General features: G+C 40.5%; 13 protein-coding genes. 12 read left to right on the plus strand and 1 reads right to left on the minus strand.

The annotated features are described in order from the left end of the window. Window position 1: 1 nt before the first annotated feature. Together B5F08_RS02410 and B5F08_RS02415 are read left to right on the plus strand one after the other, a co-directional pair. The gene (locus B5F08_RS02410) at window positions 2–1069 is read left to right on the plus strand and encodes a zinc-ribbon domain-containing protein (RefSeq protein WP_087376231.1); all 1068 of its coding nucleotides are present in this window, start codon (window positions 2–4) and stop codon (window positions 1067–1069) included. A 121-nt stretch (window positions 1070–1190) separates the two neighbouring features. Further along, window positions 1191–1868 (plus strand): lactate utilization protein, encoded by a 678-nt coding sequence (locus tag B5F08_RS02415; RefSeq protein ID WP_087376325.1) that lies wholly within the window; start codon window positions 1191–1193, stop codon window positions 1866–1868. A 135-nt stretch (window positions 1869–2003) separates the two neighbouring features. Here the strand turns inward: B5F08_RS02415 and B5F08_RS02420 are convergent, their stop codons facing one another. After that, a complete protein-coding gene (locus B5F08_RS02420) occupies window positions 2004–2198 on the minus strand; it encodes a hypothetical protein (RefSeq protein WP_087376232.1) in 195 nt (64 codons plus the stop codon). Between the two features lie 52 nt (window positions 2199–2250). On the opposite strand from B5F08_RS02420, the gene B5F08_RS02425 reads away from it, so the two are divergent. The 10 genes from B5F08_RS02425 to B5F08_RS02470 all read left to right on the plus strand — a co-directional run bounded on the left by B5F08_RS02425 (window position 2251) and on the right by B5F08_RS02470 (window position 16300). Further along, window positions 2251–3660 (plus strand): RsmB/NOP family class I SAM-dependent RNA methyltransferase, encoded by a 1410-nt coding sequence (locus tag B5F08_RS02425; RefSeq protein WP_087376233.1) that lies wholly within the window; start codon window positions 2251–2253, stop codon window positions 3658–3660. Then, window positions 3661–4524 (plus strand): 16S rRNA (adenine(1518)-N(6)/adenine(1519)-N(6))-dimethyltransferase RsmA, encoded by an 864-nt coding sequence (gene rsmA, locus B5F08_RS02430; RefSeq protein WP_087376234.1) that lies wholly within the window; start codon window positions 3661–3663, stop codon window positions 4522–4524. Window positions 4525–4950: 426 nt separating this feature from the next. Continuing rightward, window positions 4951–5958: a CHAP domain-containing protein gene (locus B5F08_RS02435; RefSeq protein ID WP_158096186.1), complete on the plus strand. Its 1008-nt coding sequence runs from the start codon at window positions 4951–4953 to the stop codon at window positions 5956–5958. A gap of 132 nt (window positions 5959–6090) precedes the next feature. Next, window positions 6091–6534, plus strand: a complete 444-nt coding sequence (nusB, locus tag B5F08_RS02440) for a transcription antitermination factor NusB (protein ID WP_087376236.1) — start codon at window positions 6091–6093, stop codon at window positions 6532–6534. Window position 6535: 1 nt separating this feature from the next. Continuing rightward, window positions 6536–7546, plus strand: coding sequence for a hypothetical protein (locus tag B5F08_RS02445; RefSeq protein ID WP_087376237.1), 1011 nt, complete (start codon window positions 6536–6538; stop codon window positions 7544–7546). A 5-nt stretch (window positions 7547–7551) separates the two neighbouring features. Further along, window positions 7552–8766 (plus strand): exodeoxyribonuclease VII large subunit, encoded by a 1215-nt coding sequence (gene xseA / locus B5F08_RS02450; protein ID WP_087376238.1) that lies wholly within the window; start codon window positions 7552–7554, stop codon window positions 8764–8766. A 92-nt stretch (window positions 8767–8858) separates the two neighbouring features. After that, the gene (locus B5F08_RS02455) at window positions 8859–12377 is read left to right on the plus strand and encodes a DNA polymerase III subunit alpha (protein ID WP_087376239.1); all 3519 of its coding nucleotides are present in this window, start codon (window positions 8859–8861) and stop codon (window positions 12375–12377) included. A 180-nt stretch (window positions 12378–12557) separates the two neighbouring features. After that, a complete protein-coding gene (gene pfkA, locus B5F08_RS02460) occupies window positions 12558–13526 on the plus strand; it encodes a 6-phosphofructokinase (protein WP_087376240.1) in 969 nt (322 codons plus the stop codon). Between the two features lie 111 nt (window positions 13527–13637). Further along, complete coding sequence (locus tag B5F08_RS02465; protein ID WP_087376241.1) at window positions 13638–15302, plus strand: hypothetical protein; 1665 nt, start codon at window positions 13638–13640, stop codon at window positions 15300–15302. A 41-nt stretch (window positions 15303–15343) separates the two neighbouring features. Next, window positions 15344–16300 carry a mechanosensitive ion channel family protein gene (locus tag B5F08_RS02470; RefSeq protein WP_087376242.1) on the plus strand — a complete coding sequence of 319 codons (957 nt, stop codon included), beginning with the start codon at window positions 15344–15346 and terminating at the stop codon, window positions 16298–16300. Window positions 16301–16307: the final 7 nt, after the last annotated feature.

The following is a 16307-nucleotide window of genomic DNA, read 5'->3' on the forward strand; positions in this document are numbered from 1 at the left end:
TATGTATTGTACACAATGCGGATTTAAACTTGAAGACGATATGAAAATGTGTCCTATTTGCGGCGCTGAAGTGGAAAAATCAGCACCGTCTGTTGATGAGGGTAGAACAACAGAACAGCAGATTCAGCAGGAACCTGTAATTCAGGCACAGGAAAAACCTGAAACCCAGGAACCGCAGTCTGTCGGTTATGGAAATACACCGAACAATTACGGAACCCAGCAAAACGGCGGTTATTCTCAGTACGGAAATAATTACAGCAATTATAATATGAATGGAAATGCTCCTACAGGTCAGTATAACGGAGGATATTATAACCAGCCGCAGCAGACACCGCCTAAAAAGAAAAGCTCAGGAAAGGCGGCAGTGATAGTTTTATGCTGTATAGTCCTTGTAGCGGCTATAGGAATCGGCGCATTCTTCATATTTGGAAGCAGCTCCAAAACTTCCGTTGAAGAGGACTTCGAGCCGATTACAAATTCCAAAGACGAAACAGACGAGGACGTTTATCAGGATTACGGCGACAGTCCTTTTTATGATAATCCTTTCGATGAGGAAACAACAGAGTCTTCAGAGGATGTTTCCATGTACAAGGGTTCAACAGTGGACGGCGTGTATAAAAATGACTTTTTTGGAATTACCTATAACATCCCGAATACATATTATAGCCTCACCGAAGAGGAAATCATAAGCTATTACGGAGATAACAACGACGATATGTCTGTAGGCGTTGTAGGACTTGATTTAATAGGTGAAAACTACAGTGAGATGTTAATTTATGCTCAGAAATTAGGAAGCTTTTCCAAGGAGTTTTATCTCAATAGCTTTGTAGTAAATACTCTTTCAGGTGTTGACGAGGCTGACTATGAAGTGTCAGATGTTGAAACTGTTTCCATATGCGGAGTTGAATTTGCAAAGAAAGACGTAGAATTTGTAAATTACAACCCTGATACTGACTACAGATATAATTCTTTCTATGTAACAGAGAAAGACGGAGTATTTTTGGTAGTTTATATGTTCTATGACGACGTACAGGACAGCGAAAATCTCATGAATAATTTTGTTATATAAACAATTTTGCCCGGATGAAATACTCCGGGCTTTTTATATGCTTCTGAAACACTTGAAAAAGCCTGTTGTTTTATGTATAATAACTTTTATAAATTTTAATGATTATAAAGGGGTTGACACAATGAATTGGTGCAAACAGGAAATAATTGATAAAAAGATTGAAAAAACTATTGCAAACCTTAAAGCCAATAATATGGAGGCTTATTTTTGCCGCACTAAGGAGGACGCCAAGGCTTTGGCAGAAACTCTCATTGTTCCGGGAGATACAATAGCCAGCGGCGGTTCCGTTTCTCTTGTGGAAACCGGAATTATAGACCTTGTTAAAAAGAGCAGATATAACTATCTGGACCGTTCAAGAGAGGGAATAACACCTGAAGAAATTGACAAGGTTTACAGAGACGCTTTCAGCGCAGATGTGTATTTCACAAGTACAAACGCAGTGACCGAAAACGGCGAGCTTTACAATGTTGACGGAAACGGAAACAGAGTTGCAGCCATTGTATACGGCCCTAAAAGCGTTGTGGTTGTGTGCGGATACAATAAGATTGTAAGAGATTTGAAAGAAGCCGAAATGCGTGTTAAGGAGATTGCAGCCCCTGCAAACACTATAAGACTTAACAAGGACACATATTGCAGTAAATGCGGAGTTTGTGTTTCTGCAAAAGACGGCGAAAGCACAGGACTTGCAAAGGGATGCAAAAGTGAAGACAGAATCTGTTGCAGTTATCTTGTAAGCGGATATCAGCGTCAGAAAAACAGAATTAAGGTCATTATTGTGGGCGAGGAGCTCGGATTTTAAGATTTTAATTTCATATGTAAAATCAGCATCCGTCGGGTAAAAGAAAAAATTATCCGACGGATGCTGTAAATACACGGTTTTCGTGATTTAGGTTAAACTGTGCATATAAAATGATGGAAATGGGGAAGATATAATTTAACGGCAGTTGCTCTCGTTTTTGTTCTGAGCGCTGCGCTTCTGATTATTTTTGCTTCTCTTTACAGAGGACTGGCTGTATGACTCGTAAACATCGTTCATTGAATCTACAGGATAATTGTTATCTGCGTGGTTCATGGACTGGTTGTTCTGGTTCTGTCTGTTCTGATAATTTCTTTTGTTTTGTCTGCTCAAGTTTAGCACCTCCTTTGATATTATTATAAACTAAGAGCGTGGATATATTCTTATGATACAATTATTACCTGATTTTTTAAATGAGATAAAACCTGTCTTAAAAGAGAATTTCCAAAAATTTCTTGATAATTATGACAGCGAGCCTTTCCGTGGTTTAAGGGCAAACACTTTGAAAATCTCTGCCCAAAAGCTGAAAACCCTTTTGGACTTTCCCTGGGAACAAGTGCCATTTGCCCAGGAGGGAACCTATATACCCGCCAGTGCGTCCTCTCTTGGCAACAGCCCCTTGCATCACTGCGGCGCATACTATGTTCAGGAACCATCTGCAATGAGCGCAGTGACCCTTTTAAACCCTCAGGAAGGTGACTGTGTTCTTGATTTATGCGCAGCTCCCGGAGGAAAATCCACACAGATAGCCGCAAGGCTTAAAGGAAGCGGACTTTTGTGGTCAAACGAGATTGTAAGGTCAAGAGCTTCAATTCTCCTTTCAAATATAGAGAGGATGGGCGTGAGAAACGCAGTTGTTTCCAGCGAAAGTCCGGAGGAGCTCTGCAAAAGACTTGCAGGATGTTTTGATAAAATTCTTGTGGATGCGCCCTGCAGCGGAGAGGGAATGTTCAGAAAAGAGCCTCAGGCGCTGGAGCATTGGAGCAGAGAGCATGTGGAGGCTTGCGCAGTAAGACAGCTGAATATTTTGGAAAGCGCAAAGCTTGCTTTAAAGCCAGGCGGTGTTATTGTTTATTCAACCTGTACCTTTTCACCTGAGGAAAACGAAGGTGTTATTGAAAAGTTTCTTAATAATAATCCTGATTTTGAAATTGTAGATGAAAATGAAAGCTTCGGAATGAAAACAATGGGCGGAGCGGTTAGAATCTTTCCTTTCCATGGAGGAGAGGGACATTTTGCCGTTAAGCTCAGACATAAAGGAATGTCCATAGAAAGCGGTTCTTATTTCTATGATAGCTTTGGTGCTTCAACAGAAAGAAAAGGCTCTAAAAAGCAGGGTAAAAATCAGAGGGGAAAGGCTCAGTCCAATGAAATAACAAGTGAAGAAATTCTTGATTTTTATGACAGCTTGTTTGCAAACAGACCCTTTGGAGAAAATATTTCACAGATTAACGGAAAGATAATTTTACTTCCGGAAGCCCTGAAAAAATTCCCGTCAATAGAAAAATGCGGAGTCCTCAGAGCCGGAGTTTTGCTGGGAGAGGGCAAAAAAGGAAGAATAGAACCTGTTCACAGTGCGTTTATGGCGGCAGAAAAAGACGAATGTGTAAACACCGTCGATTTATCACTCGGTGATGAAAATATTATAAAGTACCTGAAAGGTGAGGAAATAGAGATTTCTTCCAGTATAAAAGGATATACAGCGGTTTGCTGTGAGGGAATGACCGCAGGCTTTGGAAAAGCCGTTGACGGAACACTTAAAAACAAATACCCGAAAGGATTGAGATTGTTATAAATGGAAAAACTTTCTAATATAAATACGGTAAAAGAAATCCTACATAAGCACGGCTTTACATTTTCAAAAGCACTGGGTCAGAATTTTCTTATAAATCCCTCGGTGTGCCCCAGGATGGCAATGGAGTGCGGTGTGGATGAAAACAGCGGAGTTATTGAAGTTGGCCCGGGAATCGGAGTTTTGACAAACGAGCTTGCAAAGCGTGCAAAAAAAGTTATTGCAGTTGAATTGGACAAAAGACTTTTGCCTGTTCTTGAGGAAACATTGGAAGAGTACGACAATGTAAAGGTTATTAACGAGGATGTAATGAAGCTTGACCTTAACAAGCTTATAGAGGAAGAGTTTGAGGGAATGAATGTATGCGTGTGCGCAAACCTTCCATATTACATCACATCACCTATTGTTATGCGATTGCTGGAAGAAAAACTGAATGTTTCATCTATAACCGTAATGGTTCAGAAAGAGGCTGCCCAGAGAATATGCGCAAATGTGGGCACAAGACAGTGCGGAGCGGTAACAGCGGCTGTATGGTATTACAGTGAGCCTGAACTTCTCTTTAATGTTTCATCGGGTTCTTTTATGCCTGCGCCTAAGGTTGACTCAGCGGTTATAAGACTTAACATAAGAAAAGAACCTCCCGTTTCAGTGAAGAGCGAGGAAGTGTTCTTTAAGACAATTAAGGCGGCTTTTTCACAGAGAAGAAAAAACATAGCCAATTCCCTGAGCGCCGGACTTTCTGTCGGCAAACAGGAGATAATTTCTGTACTTGAGGACTGCGGTATACCTGCTTCAAAAAGAGCTGAGGAGCTTACACTGGAAAACCTTGGAAAAATTGCCGACAGACTTTGTGATATAATAATTTAACTTAAAAAGGAATAAAAGAACTAATTACAAAAAACAGAAAGTAGTTACAGCTTTAATTTCCGATTTTCATAATAAAAAAGTGACGAAATGTGTGTTTAAATATTTTTGTATTTATAAATTTTTAAAATGCTAAAAAGAAATATTGGTAAGAAAACTATTATTCTGATATTGAATTTTCAGAAAAAAGCTTTAAATCGGGCGTTTTTTTGACAATAATTATATAATTTTAGAATAGATTTCTATTTTGTTAAAATTAACAAAAAAATATAGGGGAATTCTGTAAGAAGGAGAAAAAATAGTTGCAAATCTGTAATTGTTAGTGGTAAAATAATGACAAAGCTGTTAACAACTTGTTACCGCGGTTAAAACGATGTGTATTTCATGTGTTATGGCTTGAATAAAAATTGAATTATGCGAGGTGTTCAAGTGACCAGGAAAAAACGCATTGCGTCGTTAATAGCGGCACTTATCATAGCAATAATGTCAACTATGGTATTTATCAGTGCAAACGCTGCTTCAGATACATATGTACCAAGATTGACTGCTCCTTCAAGTGATAATGGATACTATTTTAGTAATAAAAATATTTTTTACAGCTCAGGATACGGAATGCCAAACTGTACGGCTTATGCCTACGGAAGGGCTTACGAGATTTTAGGTTCTAAACCATCTCTTCCTGGTTACGATGCCAGAAGATGGTACGAGCTTACAACCGCTTATGAAAAGGGTCAGGAACCAAGAGTCGGCGCCATAGCTTGTTGGTGGGGTGAAAGCTCAGGACATGTAGCTGTGGTTGAAAAGATTGAAGACGGCGTTGTTACTTTCTCCAATTCATCATGGAGCGGAACAATGTTTTATCTTACCACAGGAAAGGCTGACGGTTCTAATAACTTTGGCGGAAACAGCAGCTGGACATTCCAAGGCTTTATCTATCTTTTAGATGATGACGGAAGTTCAGGAGGAAGCTCAGGCGGAGCAACTGATTCCGGAAATAATGAAACACCGGTTGACCCAATCGGAGTTATCGGTGAAAATCAGCTTATGAGAGTTAACATAAAGGTTAACAGTCTTGCAGTTAGAAGCAATCCTTCAACTGACGCAAGTGCAATCGGATATATTTCAACCGGTTCACAGGGCAAGGATTACTTTGTATCAGAGCTTTGCACAGATACTAAGTACTGCTGGGGTAAGATAAATTACGGCGGCAGAGAAGGCTGGATAGCTCTTTCAACATGGGCAACAAACGAAGGTTGTTACACTTACGGAGATGTTGACATGGACGGAAGCTTGACAATTCTCGACTCCACAAAGATGCAGAGATCTATTGCCAGACTTGATAACGGCGAAACAACAGATCTTTACGATTGTGATAAAGACGGAGATTTCGACATAGCAGACTGTGTAGCACTTCAGAAAATACTTGCAGTAAGCTAATATAAAGAACATACGGCGGTGTCCATGCGGATACCGCCTTTTTTGTTTACAATAATTTATAAATGTGTTATAATTAAAAAGATTTATTTAAGGTTAGAATTTTGATAATTTATGTGTGCGAGGTATGATGCAATGACTGAAAAGAAAAACGACAACAAGCCGGTTTCAAGATATGAATCAAGAGAACAAGCTTTTATCCTTGGCTTTGAGATGCTTTTCCCGGGAAACGACAATATTTATGAGCTTATAGAAGCTGCCGATGAAAGCTTTGAGGAATTTACTGTTTCAGATTACGCAAAAAAGACAACTATGGGTGTTGAAGCTCATAAGGAAGAGCTTGACGGAATTATAGAGAAATATTTGAAATCAGGCTGGAAGCTTTCAAGAATTCCAAAGGTTGCATTGGCGGTTATGAGACTTGCAATTTATGAAATGAAATACGATAAAACTGTTCCTGTTTCAGTTTCAATAAATGAAGCTGTAGAGCTTGCAAAGAAATATACAATTGACGACAGCGGATTTGTAAACGGTGTTTTGGGAGCAGTAGCCAGAAACGAAAAGTTTGAAAGTGATTGATATGGGAATTTATCTTGGTATCGACACAAGCAACTACACCACATCTGTGGCGGTTTATGACGGCGAGAAAAACAAAATAATCCATAAAAGAAAACTTCTGCCGGTGAAAAACGGTCAGTGCGGCTTGCGCCAAAGCGACGCTGTTTTTCACCATACACAGCAGTTTTATGAAATATATAAAGAGCTTTCACAGGAAGTTGATTTAAAAAATGTCTGCGCAGTGGGCGTATCATCAAAACCAAGACCTGTGGAAAATTCCTATATGCCCTGCTTTACTGTGGGTGTAAATATTGCCCATGTTTTAGCGGATACACTTCATGTACCGATGTATGAATTTTCACATCAGGAAGGGCATATAGCTGCGGCTGTATTCAGCTGCGGCAAAACTGATTTGCTTAACTGTGATTTTATTGCCTTTCATTTAAGCGGAGGAACCACGGAAGCACTTTTGGTAAATTGCAGCGGCGGTTTTATAAAAGACATTTCTATAGTCGGTGAAACCCTTGATTTAAACGCAGGACAGGCAGTTGACAGAGCAGGAGTACAAATGGGACTTTCTTTTCCCTGCGGAAAAGAGATAGAAAAGCTTGCAAAAGAGTTTTATCTCAACATTGAAAAATATATGCCGGAGGATAAGGCTCAAAAGTATAGAAGAAACAGTTCCAAGAAAAAACTTTTCAACATAAAAACCTCAGTAAAAGAGGGACGCTGCTGTTTAAGCGGTGTTGAAAATAAATGTAGTCAAATGCTCAAATCCGGAGATTCCAAGGAGAAAACAGCGGCTTATTGTCTGGCTTATGTGGAAGAAACACTTTCGGATATGACCCGTTATATTCTTGAAAAATTCGGTGACTATCCTTTGATTTATGCCGGAGGAGTAATGTCCAATTCTATTATCAGAGAAAGAATGGAAAGGGACTTTAATTGCAGCTTTGCCTCTGCGGAATTTTCTTCCGACAATGCAGGTGGAATTGCGTTTCTCACGGGAATAAAGCACTGTAAAAGCAGGTGACTGTTATGATAAATACATCATTTAATGTTGGCAGAACCGGTGTTCTCACTGTAAGCCAGCTTAATTTTTATATAAAATCACTTATGGACAGCGATCCCAGATTATCCGGGGTTTTTATATCCGGCGAGATATCAAACCTTACAGACCATTACAGAAGCGGTCATATCTATCTTTCTCTTAAAGATGATAAATCCGTTATAAAGGCGGTAATCTTTGCTGGAAACGCCGCAAGGCTTAAATTTCGTCCGGAAAACGGAATGAAGGTAATCGCCAGAGGAAGAGTTTCCCTGTATGAAGCCACGGGACAGTATCAGCTTTATATTGATGATTTGCAGCCGTTGGGGGCAGGTGCTTTGGCTATAGCCTTTGAACAGCTTAAAAACAGGCTGGAAAAAGAGGGACTTTTTTTGCAGTCCGCAAAAAAGCCTTTGCCCTTATATCCGAAAACAGTCGGAGTTATAACATCTCCTACAGGTGCGGCTGTTGAGGATATAAAAAGTATTTTGTTAAAACGCTGGCCTCCTATAAATATTATAATATACCCTTCGCTGGTACAGGGGGAAGAAGCTCCAAAACAGCTTATACAGGGTATTAAATACTTTTCAGACACAAAATGCGCAGATGTGGTTATAATCGGCAGAGGCGGTGGTTCTGCGGAGGATTTGTGGGCATTTAACAGCGAGGAGCTTGCCAGAGCTATATTTGACTGTACTGTGCCTGTAATTTCCGCAGTCGGTCATGAAACGGATTTTACAATCTGCGATTTTGTGGCGGATGTGAGAGAGCATACACCTTCTGCGGCGGCGAAAAGAGCTGTTCCGGATATTTATGAAGAGAAAAATAAACTTGCTTCTCTGGAAAAAAGTATGGAGCGTTATGCAGAAAAAAATCTTTTGCATAAAGAGATGATTTTTGCGAGAATTCAGGACAACATGGCAATGCGTGGCCCTGAAAGGGAATTTGAAAATAAAATAGCTTATCTCAATGAGCTGAAAAAATGTTTTCATGAAGCTGAAGAAAAGTTTATTTCTTCCAAGGAGCTTGATTTAAACACAATAGAAAATAAATTCAGCCAGCTTGACCCTGAAAAAATCCTGAAAAGAGGTTATGCCGCTTTGCAAAAAGGTGGTGCGGTGATAAGCTCTGTAAATCAGATAAGCAAAGGTGACAGGATTTCGGTTACCCTTTCAGACGGTTCATTTACGGCGATAGTTGAATAAATTAAATATATTAACAGCGTGCTTCCGATAAGATATGAAAGCTGTCGGAAGTTTTGCTTATTTTTAGAAAAATACTGACAGGAGGTGGGAACATGTCTTTTGTTCATTTGCATCTTCATACCGAATACAGCCTGCTTGACGGAGCCTGCCGCATTAACAAGCTGGTGGAAAAAATAAAAGCCATAGGTCAAAATGCGGTTGCCATAACTGACCACGGCGTAATGTACGGTGTTATAGATTTTTACCGTGCCTGCAAAAAAGCAGGGATAAAGCCTGTAATCGGATGTGAAGTTTATGTAGCTCCCTCAAGCCGTTTTGACAAGGTGAGAACTGCCGGACGTGATTACTATCATATGGTTCTTTTGTGTGAAAACGATGTGGGCTACAGAAACCTTATCAAGCTTGTTTCAAAAGGCTTTACGGAGGGTTTTTATGTAAAACCAAGAATTGACGACGCCCTTTTGGAGGAATATCACGAGGGGCTTATATGCCTTTCCGCCTGCCTTGCAGGAGAGATTCCCTCACTTATTTTAAACGGAGATTACACGGCTGCTAAGAAAAAAGCCCTTTATTATAAAAATCTTTTCGGAGAAAACAACTTTTTTATTGAGCTTCAAAATCATGGAATAAGAGAACAGCAGGAGGTAAATCCGAAGCTTATTTCAATAAGTCAGGAAACAGGTATTCCTCTTGTTGTAACCAACGACAGCCACTATATCGACGCCAAGGACAGCAAGCTTCACGAGATTCTGCTCTGTATTCAGACCAACCATACAATTTACGACGACAATAAAATGGAGTTTGCAACGGAAGAATTTTATGTGAAGTCGGAAGATGAAATGAAAGAAGCTTTTCAAAATATGGAAGAAGCTTTTGAAAACACCGCAAAAATTGCCGAAAGGTGCAATGTGGATTTTGAGTTCGGAGTGAGAAAGCTGCCAAATTTCGATGTTCCAAACGACGAGGATCACTACGAATTTTTTAAACGCAGATGTTACGAGGGCCTTTACAGACACTATGGCGATAATCCGGATAAATCCCTTGTGGAGCGACTTGAATACGAGCTTACCACAATTAAAAGAATGGGATTTGTGGACTACTATCTCATTGTTGATGACTTTGTAAATTACGCAAAATCCAAAGGAATTCCCGTAGGCCCGGGAAGAGGAAGCGGCGCAGGTTCTCTGTGCGCATACTGTGTGGGAATTACAGGAATTGACCCTATTAAATATAATCTTCTATTTGAAAGATTTTTAAATCCTGAGCGTGTAAGTATGCCGGACTTCGATATAGATTTCTGCACTGAAAGACGTGGAGAGGTTATCGACTATGTTATTGAAAAGTACGGCAAAGACCGAGTGGCTCAGATTGTGGCGTTCGGTACAATGGCGGCAAGAGGTTCAGTGCGTGACGTCGGAAGAGTTTTAGGTATGCCATACGGCTCGGTGGATGTTATAGCAAAGCTTATTCCTCAGGACTTGGGAATGACAATAGAAAAGGCACTTACTGTAAGCTCTCAGCTTAAGGATAAATACGACACTGACCCGGCTGTGAAAAACCTTATAGACATAGCCATGAGCATTGAGGGAATGCCCAGAAACACCACAACCCACGCCGCAGGCGTAGTAATTACAGACCGTCCGGTAAACGATTATGTCCCCCTTGCCAGAAACGACGACACCATTGTAACCCAGTTTACCATGACCACTTTGGAGGAACTGGGACTTCTCAAAATGGATTTTTTGGGACTGAGAAACCTTACGGTTATAAATGACGCTTTGGAAATGATAAAAAGCGGCGGTGAAAAGGTGTCAATTGAAAATATTGACATAGAGGATAAGGGCGTCTATAAAATGATGGCGCAGGGCTTTACCGAGGGCGTTTTTCAGTTTGAAAGTCAGGGCATGAAAAGTGTTTTGACACAGCTTGGCCCAACCTCAATAGAAGACCTGATTGCGGTTATTTCCCTTTATCGTCCGGGACCAATGGAAAGTATCCCCATGTATATTGAAAACTCCCATCATCCGGAAAAGGTGAGATACAAGCATCCTCTTTTGAAAGATATACTCGATGTTACCTATGGATGTATTGTATATCAGGAGCAGGTAATGCAGATTTTCCGAACCCTTGCCGGATATTCTTTGGGTCGTGCGGATATTGTTCGCCGTGCCATGAGTAAGAAAAAGCACGACGTTATGGAAAAGGAAAAGGAAATTTTCATAAACGGACTTGTAAATGAAGACGGAAGCGTGGAGGTTGAAGGTTGTCTGCGCCGTGGTGTTGACAAAAACACTGCTCTTTCCATATTCTCAGAAATGGAAAGCTTTGCTTCTTACGCTTTTAACAAATCCCATGCTACGGCTTATGCTATAGTTTCATATCAGACAGCTTGGCTTAAATTCCATTATCCCTGCCAGTATATGGCGGCTTTGCTCACAAGCGTTTTGGACAGACAAAACAAGCTTGCGGTTTATATTGGAGAATGCAGACGACTTAAAATAAGGGTTTTGCCTCCTCATATCAATTACAGCCGAAACACATTTACTGTTGTGGGCGGCGATATAAGATTTGGACTTATGGCCATTAAAAATCTTGGCAAAAGCTTTATCGACAGCATTGTTGAGGAAAGACAAAAAGGTAAGTTTAAATCCCTTTACGATTTTTGCAGCAGAATGTACGGCAAAGGCACAAACTCCAGGGGAATTGAAAGTCTTATAAAATGCGGAGCCTTTGACGGACTTGGAGCAAACAGACGTCAGATGCTGACAACATTGAAAACCATAATGGACGGTGTGGAGTACGACAGAAAAAGAAACATGGCAGGACAGCTTTCCATTTTCGATATGGGCGGCGACAGCTCTGAAAAGGTTTCCGACGAGCCGGTTTACCCAAACCTTGAGGAGTTTTCAAAGGACGAACTGCTGTTTATGGAGGATGAAATCGCAGGAATGTATCTCAGCGGTCATCCCCTTGACGCCTATGACGGCTACAGCGAAAAAATAAAAGCGGACAGAATAGGTGACATAATAGACGATGAAAATTCCGACAAATACTGCGACGGAAGAAATGTGAGAGTAGTCTGCGTTGTCAAGGCTGTAAAGACACAGCTTACAAAAACCAACCAGATGATGGCTTTTGTAAGCGCAGAGGATAAGTACGGAACCTGCGAGTTTTTGGTTTTCCCGAAAATATTTGCAATGTACGGCGCATATATAAAGAAGGGCGCAGTCCTCGACATAAGCGGAAGAGTTAATTGTTCCGCTGATGAAGAACCGAAGATTATCTGCGATTTGATAAAAACAGCGGGAACATCTGCCGATGAAGTGCCGGAAAAAACAATTCCGGAGGCGGGCAGAAGCTTTTCAGGCAGACAGAATTTTGAAAACATTTCCCTTTATTTAAAGGTTGATAAAATAGGCGGGAAAAAGTATAATAGAGCAAAACAAATAATAGATATTTTTGACGGAAATACCCCTTTATATCTATATCTTGAAAACGACAAAAAGCTTCTAAAAGCTCCAAGAAACATGTGGGTTGATATAAATGATGTTATGCTTTCTGAGCTTTCGTCAAGGCTCGGGGATGATAATGTCAAAATTAAGAAAAATTGAAGCACTTTGAAAAAATCTCTTGATTATTTGTTATAGAGGGTATATAATAATATTTGAATAGTGTATACGACGTTTAATGTGGTTGTAAGCTTTAAAGCTGCATCACAGAAAATTTTACATAGTGAAATTTACGTCCTATACGCAATCATGCGCAGCATACACCAATGGAGGTTTTATATTATGGCAAAGGAAAAGATTGCAGTATTGACAAGCGGTGGAGACGCACCTGGTATGAATGCGGCTGTTAGAGCCGTTGTTAGAGCTGGTATCAACAAGGGTCTTGGCGTTGTAGGTGTTCATCGTGGATATAACGGTCTTCTTAACGGAGACGTTGTAGAGATGAATCTCCGTTCCGTTTCAGACACAATCAACCGTGGCGGTACAGTGCTTTACACAGCAAGAAGCAAAGAGTACAACACACCGGAAGGCGTTGAAAAGGCAGCAAGATATTGCAATAGTTTGGGCGTTAAAGGCGTTGTTGTTATAGGTGGTGACGGTTCCTTCAGAGGAGCAAGAGACCTTACAGCACACGGTGTACCTTGCGTTTGTATTCCAGGTACAATTGATAATGACATCGCTTGCAGTGAATACACAATCGGCTTTGACACAGCTATGAATACTGCTATGGAAATGGTTGACAAGATCAGAGATACTGCACAGTCACACGACCGTTGTTCTGTTGTAGAAGTAATGGGAAGACGTTGCGGAGATATCGCACTTCAGGCTGGTATCGCAGTGGGTGCAACATCAATCCTCGTTCCGGAAATTGAGCACGACCTTGAAAGAGACGTTGTTTCAAGAATTCTTGCAACACAGGCTACAGGTAAAAAGCATTTTATCATCGTTGTTGCTGAGGGCGTTGGCGGTGTTGAAGAAATCGCAAGATTTGTTCAGGAGCGTACAGGCATCGAATCAAGAGCAACAGTTCTCGGACATGTTCAGAGAGGCGGTTCACCAACACTCAGAGACAGAGTTGTTGCAAGTATGATGGGTCACAAGGCTGTTGAGCTTCTTATCTCAGGAGCATCAAACAGAGTTGTCGCTATGCGTGACGGAAGAATCACAGATATCGACATCACAGAAGGACTCAGCATGGAGCGTGTATTTGATAAAAATCTTTATCAGATTGCAATGGATATTTCTATCTGATTTAAAAGCGATAATTATATAGTAAGTAAGAAAAGGCACAGTATTTTATATTGTGCCTTTTCTAAAATTATTTCAACTGAAAGAGTATGTTGTGAATAAAGGATTTTGAGTATGTTAAAAAACTGGGACAAAGAAAACTACAGAATATATGGTGTTTCCCTGAACGGATATGACTGTGATGATATCACCTGCGATGTGCTGTCAAACGTGAGAGGAAGATTTTTTTTGACAGGATGTTCTCAAAAGGACAGACTTGTTAAAAACGGAGAAATCGAAAGTGTAAAATATATCTATTCCTTGGAAAAAGACAGGCCGTTGTTTTGGAGGGTTTACAAAAACAGCAAGCTCAGTGAAACCAGCCACAAGAACGGCGACGGTTCCTATTATGTGGAAACAACCAATGACAAGGGTACAGCGGAAAGAAAAATTTTCTTTTCTTCTGACCATCAGTGGATTAGAGCTGAATACTATAATTCCAATGGCTTTAACGGGGGACAGATTTTGGTGTCCTCAGGATTTAAAGACGGAAAACGTGTTTTTATCAAAAAAAGTTCTTCTCAGCCCCAGCCTGTAACCCTTTATAAGTGCAATTATGAGGATGATCCGGAAATTTTAGAGCGTGCCTTTATGAGAAATGTTTCCGTAGATGTTTCGGTTTTCTCCTCTGATGGTCTTGAGTATTATGCAGACGCTGAGGGTGTAAAGAGATTTGAAACTATAGTTGAGGATATTAAAAAAGAGATTGCCGAAGAAAAGAAAGAGGAATTTGACGTTACCGCTCAGCAGGTGGAGTCGGGCTTCAATTTTAAACCGGAATATTTTAAGAATAACAGCGGTAAAATTGATATAAGAAACGCCAGAAATTACGGCGAAGCACCGACTTTTGAACAGAAAAATATGGAAGATATGTATGAAGACGGAGAAGAGTTCAACGCTCCGCCTAAGGGATTTAAAAATATTCCTATGAATGGAGTTGCTATGGAAACTTCAAGAACAGCGGTTTCAGGAAATGATTTTGTGTTTGATAATATGGAGTCTGAGTCTGAAAATCCGGACTACAGCGGAGAAGATGTAATCGATTTAAGCGCTCCGGTAAAAGAAACAAAGAAAAAGCATAAGACAAAAGAGAGCCTGAAAGCTCACAGAAAAGAAAAACAATACGGTGATATGAATGAGTCCTTTAATTCTAAGGAAAGGATGAAAGACACTATGAACAATAAAATGGTGTATTCAGAAGAGGCAGATGTACCGGTTGAGAGCTGCTGCGAGGATAAAAATGTTACTGTTAATCCTTGGAAAGATAAATGCGACATGACTCTCAATCTCAACAATGAAATTTACAGATATTACGGAGAAACAAACAGCCGCAACGAGAGAAACGGTTACGGCAGAACCGAACAGCCTAACGGAAGAACAGCCTATGAGGGCGAGTATTTCAAAGACCACAGAGAGGGCTTTGGTGTTCACTACTATAAAGACGACGGCGTATCCTATGCCGGTACATGGAAAAACAATAAGCGTGAGGGCATGGGCGTTGGCTTTAAGCCTGACGACGGCTCTGTGCTTGCCGGAAAGTGGAGCGACAACAAGCCTCAGGGCGTATGCGTTAAATTTGACAAAGAGGGAAACGTTACATATTACGGCAAATACGTTGACGGAAAGAGAGAAGGATTTTCCGTTGTGTTCCGTGAGGACGGAGTTTTGGAAGTTGTTAAATGGAAAAATGATGAGAAATCTCCTCTTGTGCGAGAGATAGATTTAAGCGAGTTAATCTGATTTCGGTTCTTTAAACTTATGAAAGATTTAGAGGTGTGAAATTGTTTTACGGTATTTTGAGGGATTTGGTGGAATCAACCACATCTGCCACACAGGCTGCCACAGCTGCGGCAGAAACCACAGAGGATGTCACAATATCCGTTGAAGAAATTGTGGAGCAGGTAACAAATGACCCGGCGACATTTTTTGACGGGGTTTTGCAATGGCTCAAATCCATTGCGGGAAATCTTGTTGGTGCGGCTCTGATAATTATTATCGGATTTTGGGTTTCCAAAAAGATAGTAAAAATAATAAAAAAGGGAATGTTAAAGGCGAAAAACGATTATACAGTTATAACCTTTATCGGTTCCGTGGTAAATATTATTTTAAAATTTATTATAATAATTTCTGCATTGGCGGTTTTAGGTGTTGATATAACCTCGATACTTACCGCATTCGGTGCGGCGATGGTTGCCATCGGTCTTGCCTTGCAGAACAGCCTTTCAAATATTGCCAGCGGAGTGCTTATTATTTTAAACAAGCCTTTTAAAGCTGGTGATATTCTGGAGTTTCAGGGAATGACTGGAACGGTTGTAAAAATCGACCTTTTCAACACACACATGAAAACCTATGACAACAGAGAGATTATAGTTCCTAACTCCATTATGACCGGCGACAGCGTTATAAACTGTACCTCGCAGGATAAACGCCGTGTTGATTTAAAGTTTTCTATAAGCTATGACGACGACATATTGAAGGTTAAAGGCCTGCTTTATACACTTATTGCAAATTATGACTTGGTAATGAAAGACCCCGAGCCTGCTGTTTATGTGGGAAGTCATGCGGACAGCGCAATAATTATAGAGGTAAAGCTATGGACTGACCCTGCAAATTACTGGAAAGTGTATTACTATATGATGGAAAATGTTAAGCTGCTCTTTGATAAAGAGGGTATAACCATACCTTTCCCTCAAGTGGTTGTTCACAACGCTGAAGAAGAAAAAGAAAAGAAAAACTGAGCAACCT

It is taken from the genome of Anaeromassilibacillus sp. An172, from assembly GCF_002160515.1.
GTDB classification, from domain to species: domain Bacteria; phylum Bacillota; class Clostridia; order Oscillospirales; family Acutalibacteraceae; genus Limousia; species Limousia pullorum.

Coding starts and splice junctions, on each gene's coding strand:
- xseA (WP_087376238.1), top strand. CDS start 7,552: ATGATAAATACATCATTTAATGTTGGCAGAACCGGTGTTCTCACTGTA.
- B5F08_RS02410 (WP_087376231.1), top strand. CDS start 2: ATGTATTGTACACAATGCGGATTTAAACTTGAAGACGATATGAAAATG.
- B5F08_RS02445 (WP_087376237.1), top strand. CDS start 6,536: ATGGGAATTTATCTTGGTATCGACACAAGCAACTACACCACATCTGTG.
- nusB (WP_087376236.1), top strand. CDS start 6,091: ATGACTGAAAAGAAAAACGACAACAAGCCGGTTTCAAGATATGAATCA.
- pfkA (WP_087376240.1), top strand. CDS start 12,558: ATGGCAAAGGAAAAGATTGCAGTATTGACAAGCGGTGGAGACGCACCT.
- B5F08_RS02425 (WP_087376233.1), top strand. CDS start 2,251: ATGATACAATTATTACCTGATTTTTTAAATGAGATAAAACCTGTCTTA.
- B5F08_RS02455 (WP_087376239.1), top strand. CDS start 8,859: ATGTCTTTTGTTCATTTGCATCTTCATACCGAATACAGCCTGCTTGAC.
- B5F08_RS02465 (WP_087376241.1), top strand. CDS start 13,638: ATGTTAAAAAACTGGGACAAAGAAAACTACAGAATATATGGTGTTTCC.
- B5F08_RS02415 (WP_087376325.1), top strand. CDS start 1,191: ATGAATTGGTGCAAACAGGAAATAATTGATAAAAAGATTGAAAAAACT.
- rsmA (WP_087376234.1), top strand. CDS start 3,661: ATGGAAAAACTTTCTAATATAAATACGGTAAAAGAAATCCTACATAAG.